The 22467-nt window shown below is 38.0% G+C and carries 20 protein-coding genes; all 20 read left to right on the forward strand.

Translation table 11 applies throughout. The annotated features are described in order from the left end of the window. Nucleotides 1–6 precede the first annotated feature (6 nt). The 20 genes from dapG (at nt 7) to ymdB (ending at nt 22395) form a co-directional block, all read left to right on the forward strand. On the forward strand, nt 7–1236 hold the full coding sequence (gene dapG, locus KFZ58_RS09085) for an aspartate kinase (RefSeq protein WP_235794479.1): 1230 nt from the start codon (nt 7–9) through the stop codon (nt 1234–1236). A 6-nt stretch (nt 1237–1242) separates the two neighbouring features. After that, nucleotides 1243–2109: a 4-hydroxy-tetrahydrodipicolinate synthase gene (gene dapA, locus KFZ58_RS09090; RefSeq protein WP_235794480.1), complete on the forward strand. Its 867-nt coding sequence runs from the start codon at nt 1243–1245 to the stop codon at nt 2107–2109. A gap of 106 nt (nt 2110–2215) precedes the next feature. Beyond that, nucleotides 2216–2947 (forward strand): ClpP family protease, encoded by a 732-nt coding sequence (locus KFZ58_RS09095; RefSeq protein ID WP_235794481.1) that lies wholly within the window; start codon nt 2216–2218, stop codon nt 2945–2947. Between the two features lie 14 nt (nt 2948–2961). Beyond that, nucleotides 2962–3153, forward strand: a complete 192-nt coding sequence (locus KFZ58_RS09100) for a YlzJ-like family protein (RefSeq protein ID WP_235794482.1) — start codon at nt 2962–2964, stop codon at nt 3151–3153. A 98-nt stretch (nt 3154–3251) separates the two neighbouring features. After that, nucleotides 3252–5528, forward strand: coding sequence for an FtsK/SpoIIIE family DNA translocase (locus tag KFZ58_RS09105; protein WP_235794483.1), 2277 nt, complete (start codon nt 3252–3254; stop codon nt 5526–5528). 565 nt (nt 5529–6093) lie between these two features. Continuing rightward, nucleotides 6094–7206 (forward strand): BMP family lipoprotein, encoded by a 1113-nt coding sequence (locus tag KFZ58_RS09110; protein ID WP_235794484.1) that lies wholly within the window; start codon nt 6094–6096, stop codon nt 7204–7206. Between the two features lie 109 nt (nt 7207–7315). Continuing rightward, on the forward strand, nt 7316–8842 hold the full coding sequence (locus KFZ58_RS09115; protein WP_235794485.1) for an ABC transporter ATP-binding protein: 1527 nt from the start codon (nt 7316–7318) through the stop codon (nt 8840–8842). Next, nucleotides 8842–9888, forward strand: coding sequence for an ABC transporter permease (locus KFZ58_RS09120; RefSeq protein WP_235794486.1), 1047 nt, complete (start codon nt 8842–8844; stop codon nt 9886–9888). Before KFZ58_RS09115 ends, KFZ58_RS09120 begins: the two co-directional genes overlap by 1 nt. Then, entirely contained in the window at nt 9889–10848 is a 960-nt protein-coding gene (locus tag KFZ58_RS09125) for an ABC transporter permease (RefSeq protein WP_235794487.1), read from the forward strand. A 119-nt stretch (nt 10849–10967) separates the two neighbouring features. After that, complete coding sequence (yfmF, locus tag KFZ58_RS09130; RefSeq protein ID WP_235794488.1) at nt 10968–12257, forward strand: EF-P 5-aminopentanol modification-associated protein YfmF; 1290 nt, start codon at nt 10968–10970, stop codon at nt 12255–12257. Further along, on the forward strand, nt 12250–13533 hold the full coding sequence (gene yfmH, locus KFZ58_RS09135) for an EF-P 5-aminopentanol modification-associated protein YfmH (protein WP_235794489.1): 1284 nt from the start codon (nt 12250–12252) through the stop codon (nt 13531–13533). Before yfmF ends, yfmH begins: the two co-directional genes overlap by 8 nt. A gap of 9 nt (nt 13534–13542) precedes the next feature. Then, the gene (ymfI, locus tag KFZ58_RS09140) at nt 13543–14262 is read left to right on the forward strand and encodes an elongation factor P 5-aminopentanone reductase (RefSeq protein ID WP_235794490.1); all 720 of its coding nucleotides are present in this window, start codon (nt 13543–13545) and stop codon (nt 14260–14262) included. A gap of 78 nt (nt 14263–14340) precedes the next feature. Next, nucleotides 14341–14601: a DUF3243 domain-containing protein gene (locus KFZ58_RS09145; RefSeq protein ID WP_235794491.1), complete on the forward strand. Its 261-nt coding sequence runs from the start codon at nt 14341–14343 to the stop codon at nt 14599–14601. A gap of 176 nt (nt 14602–14777) precedes the next feature. Beyond that, nucleotides 14778–15572, forward strand: coding sequence for a YmfK family protein (locus tag KFZ58_RS09150; protein ID WP_235794492.1), 795 nt, complete (start codon nt 14778–14780; stop codon nt 15570–15572). Between the two features lie 17 nt (nt 15573–15589). Beyond that, complete coding sequence (locus KFZ58_RS09155) at nt 15590–16507, forward strand: helix-turn-helix domain-containing protein (RefSeq protein WP_235794493.1); 918 nt, start codon at nt 15590–15592, stop codon at nt 16505–16507. Between the two features lie 80 nt (nt 16508–16587). Next, the gene (gene pgsA / locus KFZ58_RS09160; RefSeq protein ID WP_235794494.1) at nt 16588–17166 is read left to right on the forward strand and encodes a CDP-diacylglycerol--glycerol-3-phosphate 3-phosphatidyltransferase; all 579 of its coding nucleotides are present in this window, start codon (nt 16588–16590) and stop codon (nt 17164–17166) included. Then, a complete protein-coding gene (locus KFZ58_RS09165; protein ID WP_235794495.1) occupies nt 17166–18410 on the forward strand; it encodes a competence/damage-inducible protein A in 1245 nt (414 codons plus the stop codon). The genes pgsA and KFZ58_RS09165 overlap by 1 nt, the downstream gene beginning before the upstream one ends. Nucleotides 18411–18585: 175 nt before the next feature. Then, nucleotides 18586–19644 (forward strand): recombinase RecA, encoded by a 1059-nt coding sequence (recA, locus tag KFZ58_RS09170; protein ID WP_255695102.1) that lies wholly within the window; start codon nt 18586–18588, stop codon nt 19642–19644. 240 nt (nt 19645–19884) lie between these two features. After that, the gene (gene rny / locus KFZ58_RS09175; protein WP_235794496.1) at nt 19885–21450 is read left to right on the forward strand and encodes a ribonuclease Y; all 1566 of its coding nucleotides are present in this window, start codon (nt 19885–19887) and stop codon (nt 21448–21450) included. Nucleotides 21451–21597: 147 nt separating this feature from the next. Then, nucleotides 21598–22395, forward strand: a complete 798-nt coding sequence (ymdB, locus tag KFZ58_RS09180) for a 2',3'-cyclic-nucleotide 2'-phosphodiesterase (protein ID WP_235794497.1) — start codon at nt 21598–21600, stop codon at nt 22393–22395. Nucleotides 22396–22467: the final 72 nt, after the last annotated feature.

Genomic DNA, 22467 nt, shown 5'->3' on the forward strand with positions numbered 1-22467 from the left:
GTTATAATGCAGATATTGGTTCAAAAATTTGGTGGAACTTCTGTAGGATCCAAGGAAAACAGAGGGCATGTAGTCAAACATATCAAGGAAGCATTAATGATGGATTATAAACTCGTTGTTGTCGTATCGGCGCTTGGGAAAAAGCCTGATCCTTATGCAACAGATACATTATTAGGTTTAGTTGATTTCCCTTCAAATTATAGCTCAAGTCGCGAGCTTGATTTGCTTATGTCATGCGGGGAGACCATTTCTGCAGTAGTTCTATCAAATGAATTGAAAAAACATCATATAACTGCAACAGCATTAACTGGAGCACAAGCAGGATTTTTGACTACAGATGATTTTAACCGGGCGAAAATTAAAAAAATAAACCAGGCTCGTATTCTAAATGAATTGGCAAATAATGATGTTGTCGTTGTTGCGGGGTTTCAAGGACAAACCGAAACAGGTGAGATAACGACAATTGGTCGTGGAGGTAGTGATACGAGCGCAGCAGCACTTGGTACTGCATTACTTGCAGAGCGTATCGAAATATTTACGGATGTAAATGGTATTATGACTGCAGATCCGCGTGTTGTAGATTCCGCACGGCAACTGGATGTTGTTACGTATACTGAAATTTGTAACTTGGCATATCAGGGAGCAAAAGTGATTCATCCACGTGCAGTAGAAATTGCCATGCAGGCTGGTATCCCGATGCGGATAAGGCCGACTTACTTACAAGATACAGGGACATTAGTTACCTCTTCCAAAACAGGTACGGATATTACTGACCAAAAGGTAACAGGTATCGCTCATATGACATCCATTACACAAATAAAACTCCAAACAAAGGAGAAACCACATCGTATGCAGTCAGAGGTATTTAAAGCAATGGCTGAAGCCGGAATTTCAGTCGACTTTATCAATATTTCACCAAGTGGTGTCATTTATACAGTTCCGGAAGCTTTCACAAAAAAAGCGGTCCATATTTTAGAAATGCTTGGTTTTCATCCGGAGATTACAGAAGGATGTGCTAAAGTTTCTGCGGTTGGTGCCGGTATGACAGGGATCCCAGGAGTTGTCTCAAGCATTGTGCAGGCACTTACCAATGCTGGTGTACAGATATTACAATCAGCAGATAGCCATACGACAATATGGATACTTGTTCATGGTGAAAATTTAAAATCGGCTGTAAATGCCTTGCACGATGTGTTTGGATTAAGTAGTAAACCAATTTATATAAAAGAGAGTTGATATAAAATGAATTTTGGTCGTGTATTGACGGCGATGGTAACACCATTTAGCAAAGAAGGTGGCATTGATTATGAGCAAACTTCGATACTTATTGAGTATTTACTTGATAATGGTACAGAAGGGCTTGTGATCAATGGTACTACTGGTGAATCACCAACGCTGTCAATAGAGGAAAAAATCAACTTGTTTAAACATGTTGTTAAGGTTGTAAATAGGCGTGTTCCAGTAATAGCTGGCACCAGTAGCAATGATACATTTGCATCCATCGCTTTGACAAAAGAGGCGCAAGATTCGGGCGTCGATGCAGTGATGATTGTAGCACCATATTATAATAAACCATCTCAACGTGGTATGTATGAACATTTTAAAACAATTGCTGAGGCAACCACACTGCCTGTGATGTTATATAATATTCCAGGACGATCTGTTGTAACAATAAATGCAGAAACCATTATAGAATTAAGTAGGATTGATAATATTGTTTCGTTAAAAGAGGCATCTGGGGACTTGGATCTGGCTGCAGAGGTAATTGAGGGTACGAGTGATGATTTCACCGTATACAGCGGAGAGGATGCGTTAACATTGCCGCTACTTGCAATAGGTGCTGACGGTGTTATTTCAGTTGCCTCCCATATTTCAGGTAACGAAATACAAGACATGATAAAGAGCTATCGCGTGGGTAAAACGGAAGAAGCGGCCTCCAACCATCGAAAAATGCTTCCGCTTATGAGAGGGTTATTCAACGTACCATCTCCCGCCCCGGTAAAAGCAGCATTGCAAATGAAAGGCATTGATACAGGAAATGTACGCTTGCCACTGCTTCCCCTTTCTGAAGCAGAAGAAAAAGTGTTAAAAGAAATAATGGATAATTAAGAAGATATCGGCTGTAATTGGCCGATATTTTTTATTTCGCATGTAACTGTCTATTTACGTTCATACTACCTATAGAATGATTAAATTCAAGAAGGAGTGTTCGAAAATGGATAAGGAACCAGGAAAAAAAGAGGATCAAAATGAAGAAGAAAAAAATAATTCAGCATTGGTACAAAAAATTCAACAATTAGGACAGTCAAATGTACCGCAAGTTCCGGATACCAATGTTCATGTCCTTACAATCATTGGGCAAGTGGAAGGTCACGTACAATTACCACCACAAAATAAAACAACCAAATATGAGCATTTACTCCCTCAACTAATTGCAATTGAGCAAAACCCTAAAATTGAAGGTCTGGTTATTTTGCTGAATACAGTAGGTGGGGACGTTGAAGCGGGATTAGCATTGTCAGAAATGATTTCTTCCATTTCCAAACCAACTGTGTCTATTGTATTAGGCGGAGGGCATTCCATAGGAGTTCCGATTGCTGTAGCAACTGATTATTCCTATATTGTACCAACAGCAACTATGACGATCCACCCAGTTCGCTTAAATGGTCTAGTGATTGGGGTTCCGCAGACCTTTGAATACCTAGATAAAATGCAGGATAGAGTGATTGATTTTGTCACAAATCATTCCAATATAAAAGAGGAAAAATTCAAAGAACTGATGTTTGCTAAGGGGAATTTAACGAGAGATATTGGTACAAACGTGATTGGAACAGATGCAGTTGAATATGGATTGATTGATGGTGTTGGCGGTGTAAATGAAGCAATGAAAAAGGTGAATGAACTAATCGATGAAAATAAAGATACACAGGACCAGGTGATACAATGATATTATATACCCCTATGTCAGAAGCAGAGATTTTCCCGCAATCAGCTGATTCATTCTCAAGCAGGCATGTGATTTCCCATGAAGGAAGATCATTATATGTAGAGGAGACGAATGACGGGTCTTATCAACTACTGCAGTTAATGTCGACAAATCCTCAAGATTTTTTGGATGAGAAATATACGCCTGGAAAAATCTTACCCTATTAATTAGTGTTTTTATGATATAATGATTATAACCCTTGCCATTTTTTAGGCAGGGGTTTACTATTCATTATATATAGCCTATTAATAATAGAGGTGAAAAAATGGCTAAGAAAAGAAAAAAGCGAAGAAATAACAAACTAAAAAAACAAGTAAAATTGGAATTGTTAGGATTATTATTTGTATTTCTCGCTATATTTGGGAGTGGAGCAAGTGCTATCAGCGATGGAGCAATCCCTGGTGGACTGGAGCAAATCTTTCGACTATTTTTAGGTGTCTGGTATTTTGTGGCATCCATATTCTTACTTGTTACAGGAATCATTTTATTAATTAAAAGACGTTTCCCCGATTTTACAAATAAGAAAATCATCGGTTTTTATATTCTATTTGCAGGGATATTATTGTTAACACATATTCAAACAATGGAAAGTCTACTTGTAACCGTTGGAGATACTTCCATCCTCGCAGCAACATGGGATAATTTCATTTCCTATATAAATGGGCAGGGTACAGCTGTGCAAACAGGTGGTGGTATGGTTGGTGGACTTCTTTTTACATTTAGTTACTATTTATTTTCCTCAACAGGTGCACAAATTGTTGCCGCGTTTTCTATCATTATAGGTGTTATTTTTATGACTGAATTATCTTTGGGGGACTTTTTCTCTAACGTGTGGAAAAAGATAAAGGCCTTACTTAGCGATTATTGGTCAAGATGGAAGAATGCTAGAATGGAAAAGAATACGCGCAAAGATGAAAAACAATTTGAAACAGAATCTGCTGAGAAGACGAAGAACGATGTTGCCCATGAAGAACCATTAATCCAAGACTTTACAGACATAGCTTATTCTTCGCCCGATCCAGAACCTAATAAATCTGTGATGAATGAAAACGAAGAAGAGGGTGCAGATGAAACGATTACGAACATGGCGATGACCGAATCAGAAAACCATGAATACGAATTACCGTCACCATCTTTACTAGCTGAACCGGCTCATAATTCACAGCAGCAAGAAAAATCGCAGATCCAGGCAACCGTACGGAAACTGGAACGTACGTTTACTAGTTTCGGTGTGAAAGCTAGAATTACCAAAGTCCATGTAGGTCCTGCAGTGACGAAGTATGAGGTGTACCCGGAGGCAGGGGTGAAAGTCAGTAAAATCGTTAGTTTGCATGATGACCTGGCCCTTGCGTTAGCTGCAAAAGACATTCGGATAGAAGCACCGATCCCAGGTAAATCTGCTGTAGGAATTGAGGTTCCAAATTCTGAGATTGCCATGGTATCGCTTCGTGAAGTATTGGATAACAGAATGAATAATCAAGATTCCAAACTGTTATTCGCATTAGGTCGTGATATTTCGGGAGATGCTATTGTATCCGAATTAAATAAAATGCCTCACTTACTAATAGCAGGTGCAACAGGAAGTGGTAAAAGTGTGTGTGTAAACGGTATAATAACAACCATTTTAATGCGAACTAAGCCACATGAGGTTAAAATGATGATGATTGATCCGAAAAAAGTGGAGTTAAATGTATATAATGGTATACCACATTTGCTTGCGCCTGTAGTTACAGACCCGAAAAAGGCATCAAGAGCATTGAAAAAAGTTGTTTCTGAAATGGAAAGAAGATATGACTTATTTTCCGATACCGGAACACGTAATATTGAAGGTTATAATGAGCATATCCGAAAATATAATCAAACAGTTGATGAGACAGAAGCACAACCAAATCTACCATATATTGTTGTATTAGTAGATGAACTAGCAGATTTAATGATGGTAGCGTCAAGCGATGTAGAAGACTCAATTACTAGACTTGCACAAATGGCACGTGCTGCTGGTATTCATTTAATCATTGCGACACAGCGTCCATCTGTTGACGTTATTACTGGTGTTATTAAAGCAAATATACCATCACGAATTGCCTTTAGTGTTTCTTCTGCAATAGATTCACGTACCATTTTGGATGCAGGCGGAGCTGACAAGCTATTAGGCCGTGGGGATATGTTATTCCATCCGGTTGGTGCCTCCAAACCACTCAGGGTACAAGGAGCATTTTTATCGGATACGGAAGTAGAACGGGTCGTTGACCACTGTATTGATCAGCAAAAAGCTGCGTATCAGGAAGAAATGATACCCGAGGAAACAAGTCAAGTTTCCGAGGAAGTCGATGATGAAATATATGATGATGCCGTTCAACTTATAATAGAAATGCAAAGTGCCAGTGTCTCCATGCTACAACGAAGATTTCGAATCGGTTATACAAGGGCGGCTCGTTTAATCGATGCTATGGAGGATCGAGGAATTGTAGGACCTTATGAAGGAAGTAAACCGAGAACCGTATTGGTTTCCGAGGACAACGCTGAAGAAAGATCTTCATAAATAGATAAGTAACTGCATAAAAGACAGTATACAGCCAAAATAAATTTGGTTTATACTGTCTTTTTAGCGAGTTTTTATACCTAAGCTGATTTTATCAAATTATGTTGAAACATAATAATTTTTTCCTAAATCTATTTATTATTTTTTGAAAAATGGTATAATTATGACGGAGATAGAGTCATACGTCAGAGGTCGATTCTCTTTTAATTTTCTCTTTAGGAATCGAACAACAACTAAATAGTGTCATTTACATGATAGAGCAGTCAGGAAGAAGAGCTGGGTCCTAATATCTAACAACAGAAATTCTTGAACCGACAGAAGATGACCAAGTAAAGTTCTCTCTGAAATATATACAAAATATTTAAAATATTGAACGAATTAGAAGCGCAGACAATGAACCAGTTGTATTTTGTCGGCCCGATGTATATAGCTTCTATGTTTTAAGGAAATGGTTGTAAAGGTTTTCATATTAACTAGGGAGGTGGTCAGCAGCAAAACTAAGCGTATGTATTATCTGCATTTATGTTGTCCATTTTATCAGTAAAAAAATTAGGGGGTATATCGAATGAACAACCGTAAATTTATTTTAATATTTGCTTTAATCTTAAGTCTAGCTATTGTTTTAGGTGCATGTGGAGGAGCTGATGAAGATGCTGCGAGCTCCGGAGATGATACGGATGAAAGCGAAGCTACTGAAGGTGAATCATCTGATTATACTGCAGCTTTGGTTACAGATGAAGGTGGAGTTGATGATAAATCATTTAACCAATCATCATGGGAAGGATTACAAGCATGGGGAGAAGAGCATGGTCTTGCTGAAGGTGAAGGGTATGATTATGCACAATCCAATGAAGCTTCCGATTACTTACCAAACTTGACACGTCTGGTTCGCAATGACTTCGATCTAGTTTTTGGAATCGGTTTCTTGTTGGAGGATGCGGTTAGCCAAATAGCTGAACAAAATCCTGATACAGACTTTGCAATCGTTGACACTGTGGTTGATGCACCGAATGTAGCAAGCATTACGTTTGCTGAGCATGAAGGATCCTTTCTGGCAGGTGTTGCTGCAGCATTGAAAACAAATACCGATCGGATAGGATTTGTCGGTGGTGTCGATTCAGATTTAATAAATAAATTTGAAACAGGCTTTATCGCTGGCGTCAAATCTATCAATCCGGATATTGAAGTGGATGCACAATACGTGGGTGATTTTAGCTCCTCAGATGATGGGAAATTAATTGCAACGCGTATGTATAATGATGGTGCTGACATTATTTATCATTCTGCTGGTGCTGCAGGTAATGGCGTGTTTGCACAGGCAAAAGATCTTAAACAAAACGATCCGGAGCGTGAAATATGGGTGATCGGGGTTGATCGTGACCAGCATGAAGAAGGTGCAATCGGGGATCATAATGTAACGTTTACCTCTATGGTTAAACGTGTTGACACCTCTGTGCAGCAAGTTAGTAATCTGGGACTTAATGGTGAATTCCCTGGTGGAGAGGTGCTCGAGTTCGGATTAGAAGACGAGGGTGTAAGTATCGCAACTACAAATGAAGAAGCACTTACTGATGATATTTTAACTGAGGTAGAGGATTGGGAAGAGAGAATTAAGAATGGCGATGTAGAAGTTCCGCAAACGCATGATGAATTGGAATCATATTTAGAGACATTGTAAATGTACAGAAAAAGGCTGGATGAGCCGGCCTTTTTCATCCCTTTACGACTATTTTTGCTACCAAAGGTTCTACTGAACACGACGCTTTTCATTAAAGGAGTGAACAATGGTGGATCACGTGATTGAAATGCTAAACATACGTAAAGAATTCCCTGGTGTTGTTGCTAATGATGACATAACAATACAATTAAAAAAAGGCGAAATTCATGCCTTGCTAGGTGAAAATGGTGCTGGTAAATCTACATTAATGAATGTACTTTTTGGTTTATACCAACCTGATAGAGGTGAAATCCGAATAAAAGGGGAGAAGGTGAATATTACCGATCCAAATGTGGCAAATGACCTTGGAATTGGAATGGTACATCAGCATTTCATGTTAGTAGAGCCATTTACTGTAACGCAAAATATCATCCTTGGAAGTGAACCTACTAAAAATGGGAAGATTAATATTAAAAAAGCAGAAAAAGAAGTACAAGCCCTGTCGGATAAGTATGGACTTAAGGTTAATGCAGGTGCAAAGATCAGTGATATTTCTGTAGGAATGCAACAGCGTGTAGAAATTCTTAAAACACTTTATCGTGGTGCAGACATATTAATTCTTGATGAACCAACAGCTGTTTTAACGCCACAGGAAATCACTGAATTAATGGAAATAATGAAATCATTAATCGCAGAAGATAAGTCAATTATTTTAATTACACATAAACTCAAGGAGATTATGCGGATATGTGATCGCTGTACAGTTATCCGTAAAGGGAAAGGGGTCGACACGCTGGATGTAGCAAACACTACAGTGACTGAACTGTCATCTCTTATGGTTGGTCGCGAAGTTAGTTTTCAATTGGAAAAGAAACCTGCTAATCCGAAAGAGGAAGTTCTTAAGGTTGATAAACTAGTTGTGAAAGATTCCAGAAAGGTAGATATGTTAAAGGGACTGAATCTGGAAGTACGTGCCGGTGAAATAGTAGGAATAGCTGGAGTTGATGGGAATGGACAATCGGAATTAGTTGAAGCAATAACCGGGTTAACAAAATCAGAATCAGGATCCATCCAATTAAATAATAAAAATATAAAGAATTTCCCGCCACGTAAAATAACAGAAAGTGGTGTTGCTCATATTCCACAAGACCGTCATAAGTTTGGACTGATACTTGATTTTCCAATTGGTGAGAATATGGTCCTGCAAACGTACTATCAGGAACCATTTTCCAAAAATAGTGTACTTAATTATAAAAATATAGATAAAAAAGCAAGCAAGCTTGTTGAAGAATATGATATTCGGACACCAAGTACATATACACCTGCCAGGTCTCTATCAGGCGGTAATCAACAAAAGGCGATTATTGGTCGTGAAATAGATCGCTCACCTGATTTATTAATTGCTTCACAACCAACAAGAGGATTGGATGTTGGAGCCATCGAATTTATTCATAAAAAACTGATTGAAGAACGAGATAAAGGTAGAGCTATTTTATTAGTCTCTTTCGAGTTAGATGAGATATTGGATGTAAGTGATCGTATCGCAGTGGTTTTTGATGGGAAAATTGTGGCTGATCTGAAACCGGAGGAAACAAATGAGCGGGAGTTAGGATTATTAATGGCCGGAAGTAAGAAGGAAAAGGCGGGTGGGGACTGATGACGTCCAATAAAATGTTTAACATACTCGTTCCGCTTATTTCTGTATTTATTGGTCTTTTTGCTGGCGCTATTATCATGCTTATCTTCGGTTATAATCCGATTGATGGTTATGTAGCGTTATGGCAAGGCGCCTTTGGGGACCTGTACTTTATTGGAGAAACAGTCCGACAAGTAACACCACTACTATTAACTGGTCTTGCCGTAGCGTTTGCCTTTCGAGCAGGGTTATTTAATATTGGTGCAGAAGGACAAGTGATTGTCGGGTGGCTGGCAGCGGTTTGGATTGGCATCTCTATGGACGCACCAATCTATATTCACTTACCAATAGCTATAATTGCTGCAGCACTTGCAGGTGCCCTTTGGGGGTTTATACCTGGGCTCCTGAAAGCAAGCTTAGGCGTACATGAGGTTATTGTAACTATTATGTTGAATTATGTAGCATTGTATAGTTCAAATGCTATCGTAAGAAGTGTGCTATCGGATAATGAGGATAAAACAGAGAATGTTGCTGCTTCTGCTTCACTCGCATCGGAATGGCTGCAAGGATTAACGTATTTTTCACGTATACATTACGGGATTTTGATTGCTTTACTTATAGCGATATTGATGTGGTTTATTATTGAAAGGACGACAATCGGGTACGAACTTAAATCTGTTGGCTTTAACCAACATGCATCAAAATATGCTGGTATGAGTGTTAAAAGAAATATTATACTTGCTATGGTTATTTCGGGAGCTTTTGCTGGGTTAGCAGGTTCTATGGAAGGTTTGGGAACGTTTCAACATATAACTGTCCAAAATGGTTTTACAAACTTAGGATTTGATGGGATAGCTGTTGCTTTGTTAGGGGCAAATACCGCTATAGGTGTGGTCCTGGCAGCTTTTTTATTTGGCGCACTAAAGGTTGGTGCTTTAAACATGCCAACAGAAGCTGGGGTACCTACTGAATTAGTAGATATCATCATTGCGCTAATTATTTTCTCTATTGCATCAAGTTATATTATTCGCCTGCTTATACTTCGCTTTAAAAAGGAGGGAAAATAAATGGGATTCGTTGAGCTATTACAATCGATTATTCCACCAGCACTTTTCTTTTCAGCCCCTCTGATATTTACGGCACTAGGAGGCGTATTTAGTGAAAGATCCGGCGTAGTAAACATTGGTTTAGAAGGTTTAATGGTAATGGGAGCCTTTGTGGGGATTGTATTTAACCTAACATTTGCTGACGTTTTTGGTGTTTGGACACCATGGATATCCATTATTATTGCGACAATTATTTCTGCGATATTTTCAATTATCCATGCGGTTGCTTCTGTTTCCTTCAGGGCAAATCAAGTAGTTAGCGGTGTAGCAATAAACTTTTTAGCATTAGGTTTAGGTGTATTCTTGACAAAGCAATGGTTTGGAAAAGGACAGACGGATATGGTCTCCCAACCATTTTATACGACAGATATCCCTATATTGGCTAATATCCCAATCATAGGCCCCATATTGTTCCAAAATATATATGTATCATCCTATCTTGCAATTATACTCGCATTTGTGGCATGGTTTATACTTTATAAGACTCCATTTGGCTTACGTTTACGTGCTGTCGGAGAGCATCCAATGGCTGCAGATACAAATGGCATTAATGTTTCCAAAATGCGCTATATAGCTGTTATTGTTTCAGGTGCAATGGGAGGGTTAGGCGGATCTGTTTTTGCGCTTACAATCGCCCTAAACTTTTCCCATGCTACGATTGTCGGTCAGGGATTCATGGCACTGGCAGCAGTTATTTTTGGGAAGTGGCACCCACTGGGAGCAATGGGCGCAGCATTGTTCTTTGGTTTTGCCCAAAGTCTAAGTGTTATCGGTGGAGGTATTCCACTTCTTGCAGATGTGCCACAGGTATTCTTGTTAATTGCCCCATACGTTCTGACTATTCTTGCTTTAGCAGGGTTTATCGGTCGTGCTGAAGCCCCAAGAGCAAACGGGGAACCGTATATTAAAGGAAGTAGATAATGAATCGTGAACTGACTTGTTATCCAATCAATAGCAAGTCAGTCTTTTTTTGTTTATAATGGATGACGAATGGTAAAAATGTGCAGAATAAAGGTGATTATAGCATTGGAGGATGTTTAATGAATAAAGTTGAAGAAAAGAAAGTCAATGAAAATGGGCTGAATCTCCATTTCATTCAAAGTAAAAAGTATAAAACAATGAATGTTGTGGTTAAGTTAAAAGCCCCACTAACGCGTGAGACAATAACCAATCGAGCACTACTTCCTTATATTTTAAAACAAGGAACGAAAAGCTATCCGAGCAGAAAGGAACTCCAGCTGAAATTAGATGAATTATATGGAGCAGTACTTTCCATTGATCGAGCTAAAAAAGGAGAAAATCACGTGATCAGCATTCGTCTGGAGCTTGCAAATGAAAAATTCATCCCAGAAGAATCATCTATTATTGATGAGGGAATTTCATTAATGAGTGAACTTTTATTTCATCCGAATGCTTCTAATAATTCCTTTGATGAGAAAACCTTTAATCGGGAAAAAGACACATTAAGACAAAAAATGAATGCGATTAAAGATAATAAAATGAGCTATGCAAATATGCGTTTAATCGACGAAATGTGCGAAGGCGAACCCTACCAGCTGCATGTACACGGTTATGAAGAGGACCTAAATGATATAACGAAAGAATCATTATATGACTATTACCAAGCGATGCTTACAGAGGATCAGCTGGATATCTACGTACTGGGTGATTTTGACGAAGCAGAAGTAAAGGAAAAAATCACAGGATCCATGAAACGAAATACGAAAGATTTAAAATCACAGCAAAAAAGCGTAGTAAATAAAAATAGTACACAGCCAAAAGAAATTATTGAAGAACAAAAGATTCAACAGGCAAAATTGCATATAGGTTACCGGACAAACACGATATTCCGTGATGAAGGTTATTTTGCGCTTCAAGTTTTTAATGGCATTTTTGGCGGGTTTCCCAGTTCAAAGCTATTTATCAATGTGAGAGAAAAGAACAGTCTGGCTTACTATGCGGCGTCCCGATTTGAAAGTCATAAAGGTCTATTATTTGTTTTAAGCGGTATTGCTCCAGGCGATTTTGAAAAAGCCAGAGATATTATAAAACTACAGATGAAGGAAATGAAAGATGGGAACTTTACGGAAACGGAATTAAATGAAACGAAAGAATTAATTATTAATCAGTTATTGGAAACAATGGATAATCCACAAGGCTTAATCGAACTTCTCTATCAACAAGTGTTGGCAGATAAAGAATTAGACCCTGAAGAGTTAATTACTAATATAAAAAAAGTAACGAAAGACAATGTAATCTCAGTTGCGAATAAAATAGAAGAAGATACGGTTTATTTATTAACAAGCGAGGGAGGAAAGTCTGGTGAATAAACAAATCTACAGCGATATTTCTGAAACCTTATATTCAGCGAAGCTTGATAATGGCTTATCCGTTTATTTACTGCTAAAACGAGAAATGGCTAAAACGTACGGCGTGTTCTCAACAAATTACGGATCGATTGATCAAACGTTTACACCGATTGGAGAGAGCGAAAAAATCACAGTTCCAGAAGGGGTCGCTCATTTTTTGGAGCATAAATTATTTGAAAAAGAGGACCGGGATGTTTTTGCGGATTTTGGAAAACAGGCCGCTTCTCCTAATGCTTATACATCGTTTACGAAAACGGCTTATTTATTCGCTGCAACAAATCACATCGAAAAAAATGTAGAAACGCTGATTGATTTCGTTCAGGATCCCTATTTTTCAGAGGAATCAGTTGAAAAGGAAAAAGGAATTATTGCACAGGAAATTAAGATGTATGATGATCAGCCGGATTCACAATTATTTATGGGAACGATTAAATCTCTGTTTCAAAATCATCCTGTAAATATAGATATAGCAGGTACGGTCGAATCAATTAACACCATTACTAAAGACGATTTATATACATGTTACAATACCTTTTATCATCCGGAGAATATGACATTATTTATTGCTGGTAATTTTGATGAAAATAGCATGATGAATTTAATTCAATCCAATCAGCAAGCAAAAGATTTTAAGACGATGGATCAAATAGAAAGGGAATTTCCGGATGAATCAGCAGAAGTTGCTGTGAAAGAAAACAAAATTGTTATGCCGGTATCTATACCAAAATGTACAATTGGAATTAAGGAATCATCCGATGAATTAAAGGGTGAGGCATTTTTGAAAAAGGATTTACTGCAAGGTATGATTATAGATCATTACTTTTCAAAAGGCGGAACATTCTATCAGGAGTTATATAATGAAGAGCTTATTGACGGCAGTTTCTTTTTCGAGACCAATTTAGAGAAGAATTTTGGATATTCTATAGTTGGCAGTAATACAGACCGACCGGATAAATTCGCAGCTAAAGTGAAGGAATTATTACTGTCAACAAACACCGCATCAATTACAACCGAAGAATTTGAGCGAATGAAGAAAAAACAAATCGGTCAATTATTACGAGCAATGAACTCTTTGGAATTTATTGCAAACCAGTATATTCATTACCATACGCTTGATATTGATCTATTTGAAGTGATTCCTACACTACAGTCCATAACACTTCAAGAAGTGAATGATTTCGTACAGGATTGGATCAAAGAAGATCGTATGTCTGTATGTACAATAGCTGCGGAGTAAGGAGATGTCATGGAGGGGAATGTATTAATTATAGGGGCCAGTGGAGATATTGGTGTTGCTATCGCTGAACGGTTGGCAAACGATGGATATCAATTATTGCTGCATTATAATAAAAATAGAAAAAAGATTGATGAATTTAGTGAAAAACTTGATAAAGAATGTCTGCTCACTGTCATACAAGCAGATTTAAAAAATGACATAATGATAAAAGAGTTTCTAAATAAGCTTGTATTCCCGGTGGATTATATTATCTTTGCCGGCGGAGCAGCGCATTTCGGATTATTTCAGGATATAACAGAACAAATAATGAATGATATGCTCACATTACATGTAAAGGCACCTTGGATGATTACACATCACTTATTGCCAGCGATGATTCAACAAAAATCCGGTAAAATTATTTTCATAACATCCCTATGGGGAGATATTGGTGCAAGTAATGAAGTTGTTTATTCCTCGGTAAAAGGGGCACAAAACAGCTTTGTTAAGGCTTTAGCCAAAGAGGTTGCACCTAGTGAGGTTTCCGTAAATGCTATTAGCCCGGGTTATATTGAAACGAAAATGAATAACTATTTAGGTGAAGATGAGAAAGCAGCGCTTATTGCCGAAATCCCTATCAATCGTGCTGGTTTACCTAGTGAAATTGCCCATACAGTAAGTTTCCTATTGGATAAGCAATCGAATTATATCCAAGGTGAGATCATTAATGTGAATGGTGCCTGGAAGTAAAAGGTTGATCCCTTCCATCATGTATAAACGAAGAAAAAATTCAAATACTATACATGAAAAATGGAAGGAGGCATATGTATGTCAGTTCTAGATAATTTTGATTCATGGAAAGGTTTTTTGGCCAGCAGACTTCAGCAGGCTGAGCAACAAGGAATGAGCCAGCAAACAATGACCAATGTAGCTGACGAGGTTGGAGATTATCTTGCTAGCAATGTGGAAGCAAAAAATGAAGAAGAAGCAGTGTTAAGAGATCTATGGAATGCCGCTTCTGAAGATGAACAAAAGGCAATTGCAAACACCATGATTAAGATGGTTAAAAATCAAGGGAATACAAATTAAAGCTGCATGATTGGTAAAGAAGCTGTATAATTTATATATACAGCTTCTTTCTTATTTAAAAAAAGCTTTTATTTAGTGAACCTCTTTTCACTTACACCAAAATCATTTATTATATAGTCATATCAATTGCTTTTATATGTTATTATGAATAGAGTATGCAACTAAAGGAGCTAATTATGGAAAAAACAGAATGGTACCTTGAATACGAAATTCAATATAACCGTCCTGGACTACTTGGTGATATATCCTCTTTATTAGGGATGTTATCCATTAATATTATAACCATTAACGGAATAGAGGATTCCAGAAGAGGGATATTAATTCTTTCCCAATACAATGAAAATATTACACGTTTAAGATCAATATTAGATACAATGGATACAATTAAAGTAATGAAAATACGCAAGCCAAAACTTCGGGATAAATTAGCTGTACGGCATGGAAAATATATACACAGAGATACCAGCGATCGGAAAACAGTTCGTTTCGTGCGTGATGAATTAGGAATATTAGTGGACTTCATGGCAGAATTATGTAAAAAAGAAGGACATAAATTAATCGGTATTCGCGGAATGCCTCGAGTTGGCAAAACAGAATCGATCGTTGCTGCAAGCGTTTCTGCAAATAAACGTTGGTTATTTGTTTCTAGTACGCTTCTGAAACAAACAGTACGCAGCCAATTGATTGAAGGTGAATACAACCCGGAAAATATCTATATTATTGACGGCGTTGTTTCAAATAGACGTATGGAAGATGAAAAACATTGGCAACTTATTCGGGAAATTATGCAACTTCCCTCTATAAAAATAGTAGAGCATCCAGATGTTTTTGTACAGACAACAGAATATACGATTGATGATTTTGATTATATTATCGAGTTGCGTAGTCATGAAGATGAGGAGATTACATATGAACCAATCGAGAGGCAGCAATTCAGAAAGAATGATGGGTTTTCTATGTTTGATTTTTGAAATGGATGGTGTTATTTATGGAAATAGGAGAAAGGCTAAGAGAGGCTAGAGAAACAAAAAGTATATCCTTGGACAGTTTACAGGAAACAACAAAGATACAAAAAAGGTATTTAGTTGCAATTGAAGAGGGTAATTTCCATATCCTTCCAGGTAAATTCTATGCAAGAGCCTTTATTAAAGAATATGCTAATGCTGTAGGGTTAGATCCCAATGAATTGCTGGAAGAATACAAAGAAGAGGTCCCTAAAACGGAAGATGAAAACGATGCGCCATATACCCGAATACAGCGTACCCGAAAAGAAAGCAATGCAGAAAAAAGTCCAGCTATATTTTCACTTATGCCTACGATAATTGTTGTACTATTGGTGATTGGTATTATTTTAGCAGCTTGGTTTTTCTATACGCAAGCAACTTCCGGGGGTGGTGATGCAAATCCTCAGGAAGAGCAAAATGATAATGAGGAAATTATAATTAATAACCCGGATGATGATAACCAAAATAACAATGAAGGTGAAGCGAAAGAATCAACGGAAGAGGCAGAGGATACAGAGGACTCCACATCAGAATCAGAAGAAGAGGAAGAAGAACAGTCAGAAGTCGAATTTTCTTTAGTTGAAGAAGGGGCCGGTAGTCCACCCGAGTCTACGTTTGATTTAACGAATGCCGGCGAAGAAATCACTCTTACGCTAGAATCCAGTGGCAATACGTGGCTTGACGTTCAAAATGGAGATGGTGAATCTTTTTACAGCCAGGAATTTCCTGAAGATGAATCACCATTGGAGTTTGATATGTCTGGTGAGGAAAGAATTTATTTAAGCATTGGGAATGCGCCTGATCTAACGATATCGATTAATGGGACAGAATTAGAATATCCTATTGATCCGAATGAAGAAGTATTCCAAAAAATATGGATCAATACGAATAGCGAAACGTAAATAATCTGTATAGACCCTTCCCTTTATGTGATGTGGAAGGGTTTTGTACCTGACTTGATACTAGGAGGAAAAGCGGAGTAATGAATATACCAAATAAGATAACCCTTTCACGTATTTTTTTAATCCCTATATTTATTATTTTATTAAGTGTTCCCTTTGATTGGGGAGAATGGAATATTGGCGACAGGCAGTTGCCTGTTTCCCATTTTGTAGCAGGTTTACTTTTTATCATTGCCTCGACAACGGATTGGATCGATGGTTATTACGCCAGGAAGTATAATCTTGTAACTAATTTAGGGAAGTTTCTGGATCCATTGGCAGATAAATTACTCGTTGCGGCAGCATTAATTTTATTAGTGGAAATGGGATTAGCACCTGCTTGGGTTGTTATTCTTATTATAAGCAGAGAGTTTGCTGTAACAGGACTCAGATTAGTTGCTGCTGGTGAGGGAATCGTACTTGCGGCAAGCAGTATGGGGAAATTAAAAACAGTTACACAAATTGTTGCAGTAGCAGCTCTACTGCTCCATAACTTTCCATTATCTTATATCGGATTTCCATTCGCGCAGGTAATGCTATATATCGCATTATTCTTTACAGTATATTCTGGTTATGATTATTTTGTAAAAAATTGGCATGTTATGAGGAGTTCTAAATAATGAAAAATGTGAAGGCAGAAATTATCGCGGTAGGCACAGAGTTATTATTAGGACAAATTGCAAATACAAATGCACAATGGCTGTCTAAGCAACTCGCATTATACGGGATTAATATTTACAACCATACAGTAGTGGGTGACAACCTGCAGCGGGTGGAAGATGCCTTTTCCCAGGCTCACCATCGATCAGATATTGTAATAGTTACAGGAGGACTTGGACCAACCGAAGATGACTTAACCCGTGAAGCTTTTCAGCGTATAAGTCATTTGGACATTGTTGAGCATCCACCTTCCATGAAAAAAATAGAAGCATTTTTTGAGAAGCAAAATTCGGTGATGACACCGAATAATCGGAAGCAAGCACGAGTTTTTAAAAACGCATATGTACTTGATAATAAAGTCGGGATGGCACCTGGAATGATTGTAACACATGATAATAAGACTTGGATCTTCCTACCTGGTGTTCCGAGAGAAATGAAGCAACTTGTTACAAATGATGTACTTCCTCATCTCCAAAAATTAACCGGGAATGAAGAGATTATTAAATCAACAGTTCTAAAATTCATCGGCATTGGTGAATCAGCTTTAGAGCATGAATTAAGTGATATCATTCAACATCAAAGTAATCCAACCATCGCTCCATTGGCTCAAGATGAAGGTGTGGTCATTCGTCTCACTGCAAAAGAAAGATCCAAGGTAAAGGTAAATGATTTACTCGAGGATACGAAGCAGCAAATTTTAGCAAAAGTTGGTTCTCACTTTTATGGTGTTGATGAGGAAAAATTAGAAAATCAGGTAATCTCTCTTTTAAAGGAGCAGAACAAGCGTATTGCTGCTGCTGAGAGCTTAACAGGTGGTATGTTTACAGATAAGCTTATTTCAGTGGAAGGCGCTTCTTCTGTTTGTCGTGGCGGTATAGTCTGTTATGACACAAAAGTAAAACAGGATGTGCTTGGTGTTTCTAATGATGTCATACAAAGTAAAGGTGTGGTTAGTCCAGACTGTGCCTTGGAAATGGCTGACAATGTACGCAGGAAACTGGATGCTGCTATTGGAATAAGCTTTACTGGGGTAGCTGGACCGAGTGAAGTGGAAGGTAAACCGGCAGGGACAGTTTACATTGCTATTTGTCAAGATAGCGGAGAACAATCTGTTGAAAAGTTCACCTTTCAGGGTACACGTAATTCGGTTAGACGGAGAGCTACACTAAAGGGACTTGAAATTCTTTTTAAATACTTAAAATGATAAAACTAGAGACTTTTTTTCATTAAAATTCATTTTTACGGTGTGCAGTCTATTCTATAATTCTATTTTTCAGAGAAAAACATTGCTAAAATCAGAGAACATTTATTCGATTTTTCTTGGCAAATCTTTAAAAACAATGTATGATGTAAATAGATACTAAAAGGAGGCAAATACGTTGAGTGATAAAAAACAGGCATTAGATATGGCGCTAAAACAAATAGAAAAACAATTCGGCAAAGGTTCGATTATGAAACTTGGGGAGCAGGCTGCACAAAAAATAGCAACAATTCCAAGTGGATCACTAGCACTTGATGTAGCACTGGGAATAGGCGGATATCCCAGAGGTAGAGTAGTAGAAATATACGGGCCTGAATCATCAGGTAAGACGACGGTAGCTTTACATGCCATTGCAGAAGCACAGCGAAAAGGTGGACAGGCAGCTTTTATTGATGCCGAACATGCGCTTGATCCGACATATGCAAGGGCACTTGGTGTAGATATCGAAGAATTGCTCCTGTCACAACCTGATACAGGCGAACAAGCACTGGAAATTGCTGAGGCACTTGTACGAAGTGGTGCAGTTGATATTGTGGTTGTGGACTCTGTTGCGGCATTAGTTCCTAAAGCGGAAATTGAAGGGGACATGGGGGATGCGCATGTAGGCTTACAAGCACGTCTTATGTCCCAAGCGCTAAGGAAGCTTTCGGGGTCAATTAATAAATCCCATACGACAGCTGTGTTCATCAATCAAATTCGTGAAAAAGTAGGTGTCATGTTTGGGAATCCGGAGACAACGCCAGGTGGACGTGCACTTAAATTCTATGCTTCTGTTCGTTTGGAAGTTCGTCGTGCGGAAACATTAAAACAGGGCAACGAAATTATGGGAAATAGAGCTAGAATAAAAGTCGTTAAAAATAAAGTAGCACCACCATTCAAGCAAGCGGAAGTGGATATCATGTATGGACAAGGAATTTCAAAAGAAGGTGAAATTCTTGATATCGGCTCAGATCTGGATATTGTCACAAAAAGCGGTGCATGGTATTCATATAATGGAGAAAGACTCGGTCAAGGTCGAGAAAATTCTAAACAAGTTTTTAAAGACAATAAAGCTATGATGGAAGAGATCCATGAAGCAATCCGTAAGCACTATGATTTGGATGGTACAGCAGAAAAACAAGAAGAAAAACAAGAAGCAAATGAACAAGAAGAAGGACAAAAACGTATGGATATATAATAGTTTCGAAGTGATCAAAAAATCCTTTACTGGTATCCGGTATAGGATTTTTTGGTTTTTTAAATAACTCTTGTAAGATTACTTGTGACGTTTCCTTGACAATAGTCATATAGACAATTAAAATTAACATGTATAATTTTATAATTTCTATTATAAGATATATTATTATTTATGCATTGAACATGGTACATGCCGACAAATAATGAATTGTACAACTTTATAGCAATAGGAGGTGAAATCATGGAAAATCCCTTAATCATCTCCATTTTGCTTGCTCTAATCCTAATCGTCGGTATTGTTGTTGGTTATCTGATTCGTAAATCTATTGCAGAGGCTAAAATTTCCAGTGCGGAAAATTTAGCTAAACAAATAGTTGATGAGGCACATCGAAACGCAGATACCTCTAAAAAGGAGGCACTTCTTGAGGCGAAAGATGAAAATCATAAACTTCGCCAGCAGACAGAAGAAGAATTACGTGAAAGACGTTCAGAAGTACAAAAGCAAGAAAATCGTCTGATGCAAAAAGAAGAAAATCTGGACAGAAAAAGTGAAACACTGGACGAGCGTGAGCTCTTGTTAGAAAGAAAAGAACAGTCACTAACAGAAAAACAACAACAAATTGAAGAAATGGAAAGCAAAGTGGAAGCTATGAAACAAGAGCAGCAAACTGAGCTTGAGCGCATTTCAGGATATACGACGGACCAAGCGAAACAAATTATTTTAGAGCGGATCGAAAAAGAAGTGACACATGAGTCAGCATTAATGGTAAAGGAAGCTGAAAACCGTGCAAAAGAAGATGCTGATAAAAAAGCAAAAGACATTCTTTCGCTAGCCTTACAACGTTGTGCTGCAGACCACGTCGCTGAAACAACAGTATCTGTAGTAAACCTTCCTAACGATGAGATGAAAGGACGTATCATCGGACGTGAAGGACGTAATATACGAACCCTGGAAACCTTAACTGGTATTGATTTAATTATTGATGATACACCGGAAGCGGTAATTTTATCCGGTTTTGATCCGATACGACGGGAAACTGCTCGTATGGCATTAGAAAAACTGGTACAAGATGGCAGAATTCACCCAGCAAGAATTGAAGAAATGGTGGATAAAGCCAGACGTGAGGTTGATGAATATATACGGGAAACTGGAGAAGAAACAACATTCGAGGTTGGAATACATGGTCTGCATCCAGACTTAATTAAAATACTCGGTCGTCTAAAATATCGTACAAGTTATGGCCAAAATGTCCTGAAGCACTCAACAGAGGTTGCCTACCTCTCTGGTTTACTGGCTGCTGAATTAGGTGAAGATGTAACGTTAGCAAGAAGAGCCGGCTTACTTCATGACATTGGAAAAGCAATAGATCATGAAGTTGAAGGTAGCCATGTTGAAATCGGTAAGGAACTTGGAATAAAGTACAAAGAGCATGAGGTAGTTATTAATTCTATCGCTTCTCATCACGGTGATGAAGAAGCAACTTCCGTCATTTCTGTATTGGTAGCTGCCGCAGACGCATTATCTGCTGCACGCCCTGGTGCAAGAAGTGAAACATTGGAAAATTATGTTAAACGTTTGGAAAAACTTGAAGAAATTTCGGAGTCCTTTGCAGGGGTAGAGAAATCCTTTGCAATCCAAGCCGGAAGAGAAATCCGGATCATGGTTAAACCTGATGAAATCGATGATATTGAATCTGTAAGTATCGCTCGAGATATTCGAAAGCGGATTGAAGGAGAACTTGATTATCCAGGTCACATTAAAGTAACCGTTATTAGAGAAACACGATCAGTTGAATATGCGAAATAAAAGCGATCATTTTTGATCGCTTTTATTTTTATCAATTCACCTTATGGTTGCTGAATGGCCAAGTTTTCTAATCAATTAATTTTTTGACAATACATAAGCGTTATGAAAAACTAATAGTATTATAAAAAGATAAGGATGATCTAACCAATGAAAATTTTATTTATTGGAGACGTTGTGGGTTCCCCGGGACGAGATATGGTACGGGACTATTTACCAAAATTAAAAGAGAAGTACCGCCCACACATGACAATTATTAACGGAGAAAATGCAGCTTCGGGAAAAGGAATTACAGAAAAAATCTATAAGCAATTTTTGGAGTCAGGTGCTCAAGTGATTACGATGGGAAATCACACATGGGATAAGAAGGAAATCTTCGAGTTTATTGAGAATGCACCATATATGATTAGGCCAGCAAATTTCCCTAAGGGCACCCCTGGAAAAGGGTTGGTATTTGTAAACATTAATGGGATAGAAATAGCCGTTATTAATTTACAGGGACGCACATTTCTTCCAGCTATCGATGATCCATTTCGCAAAGTGGATGAACTGATCGATGAAGCAAAAAAACGTACAAATATTATTTTTGTTGATTTTCATGGAGAGGCAACAAGTGAAAAACAGGCGATGGGCTGGTATACAAATGGAAGAGTGAGTGCAGTTGTCGGTACACATACACACACTCAAACAGCGGATGAACGCATTTTACCGGAAGGAACTGCATATATTTCAGATGTGGGGATGACGGGCTCCTATGACGGCATATTGGGTATGGAGAGAGAGGCAGTGTTGAAAGGCTTCTTAACGTCTTTACCTGTACGTTTTGAAATTAATAAAAAGGGTAGAACACAATTAAATGGCTTTATCGTTTCCATTGATAAAAACAGCGGAAAGGCAACGAAAGTAGAACGAATTTTAATTAATGAGGATCACCCATTCTTTGGTTGATTAATTGAATCTTTCGAATTATTGAGGCGTAATAGGGAATAAGCTAACATCTCCAGGAATATAGTAGCAATA

It is taken from the genome of Virgibacillus sp. NKC19-16 (genome assembly GCF_021560035.1).
GTDB lineage: Bacteria > Bacillota > Bacilli > Bacillales > Amphibacillaceae > Virgibacillus_L > Virgibacillus_L salidurans.